The organism is Dysgonomonas sp. GY617 (assembly GCF_015233815.1).
Classification (GTDB): Bacteria; Bacteroidota; Bacteroidia; order Bacteroidales; family Dysgonomonadaceae; genus Dysgonomonas_A.
Map to the genome: position 1 here is coordinate 121,551 of NZ_JADCLR010000004.1, position 6,231 is coordinate 127,781.

General features: G+C 40.0%; 4 protein-coding genes. All 4 read left to right on the plus strand.

From position 1 onward, the window contains the following. Nucleotides 1-1,061 precede the first annotated feature (1,061 nt). The 4 genes from IR022_RS06180 to IR022_RS06195 all read left to right on the plus strand — a co-directional run bounded on the left by IR022_RS06180 (nucleotide 1,062) and on the right by IR022_RS06195 (nucleotide 5,848). Nucleotides 1,062-1,544 (plus strand): hypothetical protein, encoded by a 483-nt coding sequence (locus IR022_RS06180; protein WP_194203048.1) that lies wholly within the window; start codon nucleotides 1,062-1,064, stop codon nucleotides 1,542-1,544. Nucleotides 1,545-1,629: 85 nt separating this feature from the next. Beyond that, a complete protein-coding gene (locus IR022_RS06185; protein ID WP_194203049.1) occupies nucleotides 1,630-2,274 on the plus strand; it encodes a hypothetical protein in 645 nt (214 codons plus the stop codon). Further along, a complete protein-coding gene (locus IR022_RS06190) occupies nucleotides 2,271-2,753 on the plus strand; it encodes a hypothetical protein (RefSeq protein ID WP_194203050.1) in 483 nt (160 codons plus the stop codon). Before IR022_RS06185 ends, IR022_RS06190 begins: the two co-directional genes overlap by 4 nt. Nucleotides 2,754-2,767: 14 nt before the next feature. Next, nucleotides 2,768-5,848 carry a hypothetical protein gene (locus IR022_RS06195; protein ID WP_194203051.1) on the plus strand — a complete coding sequence of 1,027 codons (3,081 nt, stop codon included), beginning with the start codon at nucleotides 2,768-2,770 and terminating at the stop codon, nucleotides 5,846-5,848. Nucleotides 5,849-6,231: the final 383 nt, after the last annotated feature.

A 6,231-nucleotide genomic window follows, 5' to 3' on the forward strand; every position in this document is an offset into this window, starting at 1 on the left:
TGATCATAGTATGTATATATTATATATAATTCTTTCATTCTTTTTTTAGCTAAAACAGAATGAATAAAGGCTTAAAATTTCTACTGCTGGTTTGAAATTAGCAGGTCTGATTTTTAGTATAACAATATCGTCTGTTTATTGTTTATTTGGATATGTATTATATATACAACTCAAATTGGAGAAGATCCAGAAGATATTCGTTTTAGGGATTTATTGGCCTGTTACTTTTGAAGCAATTTTTTTTTCTTGGCTTTAGCTTTAGTTGGATATATTATATATTACCTAAACGATGGAGTATAAAATGTATAATATAATAAGAGTAGGAGCTAATTATTTAATATAAATTTTTATCTTTGTCACTATAAACGAACTCACTACTCAAAAAAATGACTATAAAATTAACAAACATATCCACTAATAATAATCTAAATTTTAACCATTTAGATTTGGTTATGTGCGTTGAAATATTAGAGAGAGAGAGAGAGAGAGAGAGAGAGAGAGAGAGAGAGAGAGAGAGAGAGAGAGAGAGTTAACTAGCGAACATGCTGGTAATAAATATATTTTAGGCGGAGTGATCCGCCTTTTTTTGTCATTGTGTTTTTTACACATATTCTTTTCCGCTTTTACATATATTCCCCATAAAAACGTTAGTAGTTGCCTGGATAAAGGCCTTCGTATAACCGATTTGTTTTTTATTGTCATTTGCAATCGCAACGAATGGCTCATTTACCAGTATCACAGCTATGTTTGGCAGCAGTGTGTAGTGATTACACGCTGTTGCTTTCTTTGTTCTTTGAATAAATTAACTAACTATATAATAATCCACTAATTAGCGAATGAAAAAAAGTTTGTTTATCTGTTTGCCGCTATTCTTTTATTACCTGCCTGTCCAGAGTCAGATTGGTATAAATACGGAGACTCCGGCAGCCACCTTGGATGTAGCAGCAGCTGCCCTGGATGGCAGTACGGCCGAAGGGTTTATAGTCCCCCGTTTATCGGGAGATGAATTGACAGGAAAAAATACCCAGTATGGTGCCAGCCAGAATTCGACCCTGGTGTATGTGACTTCTGCAGCAAGTGCAACAACGGGAAAAACCCGTAATGTAAATGCTGCCGGTTATTATTTTTATGATGCCACCGCCGATAATGGCTCAGGAGCCAACTCGGGGCTGTGGATCCCCCTTGTAGACCCCGGGAAACAACAATTTTATATGCCTACGGTTCTTTTACCGACCGATGCGGGAGCCTTACCCGATAACGTGAACTATAGCTCTACCGGCTCAGGGGCTGGTACCAGCTATACTGTTGATTTGTTTAATCTGTATAAGTCACAGTATGATAGCCCTGCCGCTAAAAGTGCTACCACCTCTTCACTTCAAACAGGAACAGCAGCATCCAACTATCATTATTTTGTATTGTATTACGATACGAATGTATTTGACAATACCTCCATATCAACATCTGGTATTTTGAGTTACAGTCTTCGAACAGGTTATGTTTTATCGGAAAAGACTTTTGTAAATGTTGTCCTGCGGGAAAAATAAATGAATAATTAAAAACGATAAATAAATGAATAAATTAAAAGTTTTATCACCTGTATTTTTACTGTTTTTTGTCCAGAGTTATTTATTGGGCCAGGTTGGTATAAATACGACAGACCCTGTAGCCACTTTAGATGTTTTACCAACAAGTACAGGCCCAGACGGTGCCGAAGGAGTTTTGCTTCCTCGTTTAACAGGTTCCCAGCTGGCAGTAAAGAATGCTCAGTATGGAGCAGCCCAGCATTCCGCATTGGTTTATATAACAGCCTCCGATCCGGCTGCCAGTGGAAAAACAGCCCGTGTAACCAGTGCGGGTTATTATTTCTATGATGCCACCGCCGATAATGGCTCAGGAGCCAACTCGGGGTTGTGGCTCCCCCTTACCGGCTCCCGGGAACAGTTTTATCTGCCTTCTGTTGTTATTCCCACCGATGGCAGTAATTTGCCTGATGCGGTTAATTATACCTATACCAGCAGTACAGGCTTATTTACCATTGACCTGTTTAACCTGTACCTGACCCAATATGGTACCCCTCAGGCTACCAGTAGCCCCTCTGCCGCTTTATCAGTGGGGGCTTCTCCCACTTCTTTTAATTATTTTGTTCTCTATTTTGATACGAGCTGCTTTAATAATGTAAGCGTTTCTCCATCCGGAGTTTTAAGCTATAGCCTGGTTTCCGGTTTTAGTGTATCCGATAGAACATTTATGAATATAATGCTTCGAGAAAAATGAAAAAGATATTTTTTATTGTTTTATGTTTTAGTCTTGTGCTTTTCAAGGCACAGTCTCAGGAATCCTATCGATTGAATAAAGTTGTTTTAACCGCCGTGGATAACCGAAGCCGGTCTCCTATTTTTACTAAAACGTTAAGCGATTCCTTACAGATTGTATCGACTTCCTGGGATTTTCCCTACATTCCCATCGCAGAAACATTCTCTTTCTCCGGGGGAAGAATAAAGGAAGTAAAGATACTCAACGATACTAGCGCATACTATCTGAACCTCGAGGATAATACCTTATTGATTGTATCGGCTATATCCTCCCAAGCCGACAGTACGCTATTTTCTGTAAAAGAACAGTTGCCTGCCTATACCATCAGAGAGTCCGGCAATCAGTTGACCGTGTCTTTCGATGGTATTGTTTATGGACACTCAGGCTATCCCGGCCGCACCCTGCTGGGTAAATGTGAAATGATTTATATCAAACCTTAAAATAAAGAATAAGAATGAAAAGGTTATTTTTTCTATTGCTGTGCATTGTCTTTACTGCTCAATATATAGAGGCTCAGGATTGTACTGATGTAACGCTCAGTGCAACAACCGCTCCTTCGGACTGTCAGAGTAACGGAAGCATTACAGTAAGCCTGTCTGGCAGTTCTGTGGCTAATCTGGTGGGTATACAGTATTCGGTAACCAGTACTACAGGCAGCATATCAGTGGGGCCTATTTCCAGTAATGTATTTAATAATTTGCCCTCGGGCACTTACCGTATTGAGGTGGTAGCTGTCTGCAGTACTTCCGGGAGAACTGAGGTATATCGTTTAGATGATGTTGTTATAGGCGGTTCTTATGTGGAGCCTCGTTTGTCTTTTGTCTCGCCGGCAGCTACCAGCACAGCGGCTGTTCCTACTTCGCGTAATTCATATGCGGGTTGTAATCTGGGAATAATAGTTGTATATCTGGAGGATGGGAATCAAACGGGTATGCCTACTTTTAGGATCACTTCGGCTCCTGCGGGGGTTACTGTGCCTCAGGTGGTAAGTGCTACAAAAGCGACTTCGGCACAAGGTAACGGATGGCGGTATACATTGGATGGTACCTGGCCGGTCGGAACGTATACGGTGGCTGCCGATGATGGATGTCAGGTAGCTTCTACTGCTTTGACTATTCTGGATATCGGAACTATTCCTGTTCCTAGCGCTAGATATTTAAGTGCTATTCCTGATGATAATAGTTGTAACAATATTAGGCATACTGTAGTGTATGACCGTAGCGATCCTGCTGTAACAGATTTGCAGCGATATCTGAGTGACGGACTATACGAATATGGTGCAGCCCCTGTAGGAGAGATGCCTACGTCTTGGAATAGTAGTACTACAATATTTTCATCTTCTAGTATGACTATTTTATGGTATACAACCTTAGATTTAAGCCCACACACATACTCTGATTTCTATGCAAGTAATTCTTTAACTGTTTATACCAGACTAAAGGCTTGTCCTTCTATAATTGATTCTTACAATACGAAGTTAACACCTCAGCCACTTACGAATATTACTGATCTATGTACAGGGACGAAGACTTATACTTTATCAAGGAATAGTATCACGTTAAATCCATCTACTAATCCTAATCGTATTATATGTTATCCCTTAACTATTTTAATAACAGATCAGGTAACCGGGGCTACACTTTATAATGACACTCAACCTAACGTGGACTTTAGGTGGCCTGTCAATAGTGGTGAAAGGCACTTTGCAACTATTACAGATGCTTCGGGATATCAACTCTATAATAATTATCTTATGACGGGAGGAACCAGAACTGCTGATCGGATAACTCATTATCGTTACTACAGTGATAGCGGATGTAGTTTTTATTATCCAACATTTTACATTACTCCTGCCAATTGTCATTACCCTAACCCCTTTTATTTGACGATAACCGATGATCTTGGAACAACTGTATTATTCCGTAAGGAATATCTAAGCCAAGATATTAATGAGCAGACTATTTATACTACTAATTCTCTGTCTAGTTTTTCAGATATGCTTTTATATGATACATATTATAGAGCTACCGTAGAGTTTACAGATGGTACAGGAACTATTGTAAACACAGTAACAGTCCGTTTCCGACATACAATAAACACCAACGAGATCCCTACAGCTTTTACTTTATCCAGGTTAACGAGTCCGATCAATCCCTGTCTCCCGAATTATGGTCAGCTGCGAGTCACAGCAAATCAATATATGCGAGGTCTAGGAAGTACAGTAATCACGATTACAGGGCCTGCCGGGTATATAGGTCAGACTAGCTCCAACGCCGGAGGTACCTTAAATTATAGCTTCCCGCAGACCGATTTACCCCCCGGATTATATACTGCTACAATAGAATCCTGTGGTACAACATATTCTGTTTCAGTCACATTCGGCGAATTAAATGTTCCTCGTGATTTCGGCTATACGCTGGAACGAAGATGTGACGGAACAGTTTTAACTCCCCAGGGACAGCTTTTTACTGATGGAAGTCCTGTTGCTTCGTATTACAGAATAATAAATGGCCCTCCAGGTGGTTTTTCTTCAACCCAGGTTATCACTGCCGGTAGTGGCGGTTCTTTTTTGTTAACTACACCGGGGGTTTATGTTTTAGCTCTTCAGGCAACGAACGCAACTACCGGTACTAATGCTTGTGCTGTACTAACAGATACCATCATTTATAATCCTATGGCATTGGCACTGGACAGAGATTTAACGAGCGCTTATGCCTGTCCCGGTGCCACCAATGGTTATTTAACCTTACAGGCTATTAATGGAGTTGCACCCTATACTTATACTATTTACGATGCTACCAATACAACACAGGTAGCTCCTGCGTATACAACTGCTACAGCGTATGAGTTCACCGGAGGAACTGCCGAAGAGACTTATACAGTTCGTGTATCGGATGCTTGTGGGAATAGTTTTGAGCAGCGGGTCACCTTAGCTCCTTTAAATCAGACAATTTTGGCTTATGGCTCTACACCGGCCTGTTATGGCGGACCTATAAATTTAGGCGCACTTTCCCTTGCTAATGCCACATATAGCTGGACAGGTCCTGATGGATTTACTTCAAACATAAAGAATCCTGTAATTGCCAATGCTACAGAAGCAAATGAAGGCTGGTATTATCTGGAGATAAATGACTTGGGTTGCGGTATAACAGTCAATGACAGTATTTACATTAGTGTGTATGATAAGATTACAGATCTTGACGGAACGACTCAGGAGATAACCCTGTGCCCACTTCAACAACTACAAATAGGTCAGGCAGCCACCGGAGGCAGTGGTAGTTTTACTTATCAGTGGGCTTACAGTAGCAATGGTACAACTTATACGAATCTATCAGGAGAAACTAATCCTGTTTTTACGACAAGCAGTACCTCGTATATATTTTCAAGCCTAACAGCTAACCCTTCGCGTCGTTATCTTCGCTTAACCATAATGGATACAGCTTGTGGTAACGCTGCTGTATTGTATTACCATACCAATGTAAAAGAATGTATGCTCCTTGTAAATCCCAATTTAAGAAGTCAGGGTAGCATTTAAAAGTTGAGTATTATTATCATATAAAGACCTTCATAGCAATATGAGGGTCTTTTTACTTACCTTGTTTTATGATTAAAGGACTGGTTTTATCCGCTTGTTATTCTTGACAAAGCCCATTTTTCTTAGAGCTCTTTTTATACCATAAATGCCAGTCACATCATTCGATAGAAGTATAATAATTATTGTATTTTAATTTTTTTACTTTATATTTGCATCTATAAATCACCTCTTTACTCAAATAATGACGATAAAATTAACAAACATACCCACCAATAACAATCTAAAGTTTAACGATTTAGATTTGGCTATGTGCGTTGAAATGTTAGAGAGAGAGAGAGAGAGAGAGAGAGAGAGAGAGAGAGAGAGAGAGAGAGAGAGAGAGA

Bases quoted from the DNA above. Each gene is read 5' to 3' on its own strand.
- IR022_RS06190 (WP_194203050.1), top strand. From the start codon at position 2,271: ATGAAAAAGATATTTTTTATTGTTTTATGTTTTAGTCTTGTGCTTTTC.
- IR022_RS06195 (WP_194203051.1), top strand. From the start codon at position 2,768: ATGAAAAGGTTATTTTTTCTATTGCTGTGCATTGTCTTTACTGCTCAA.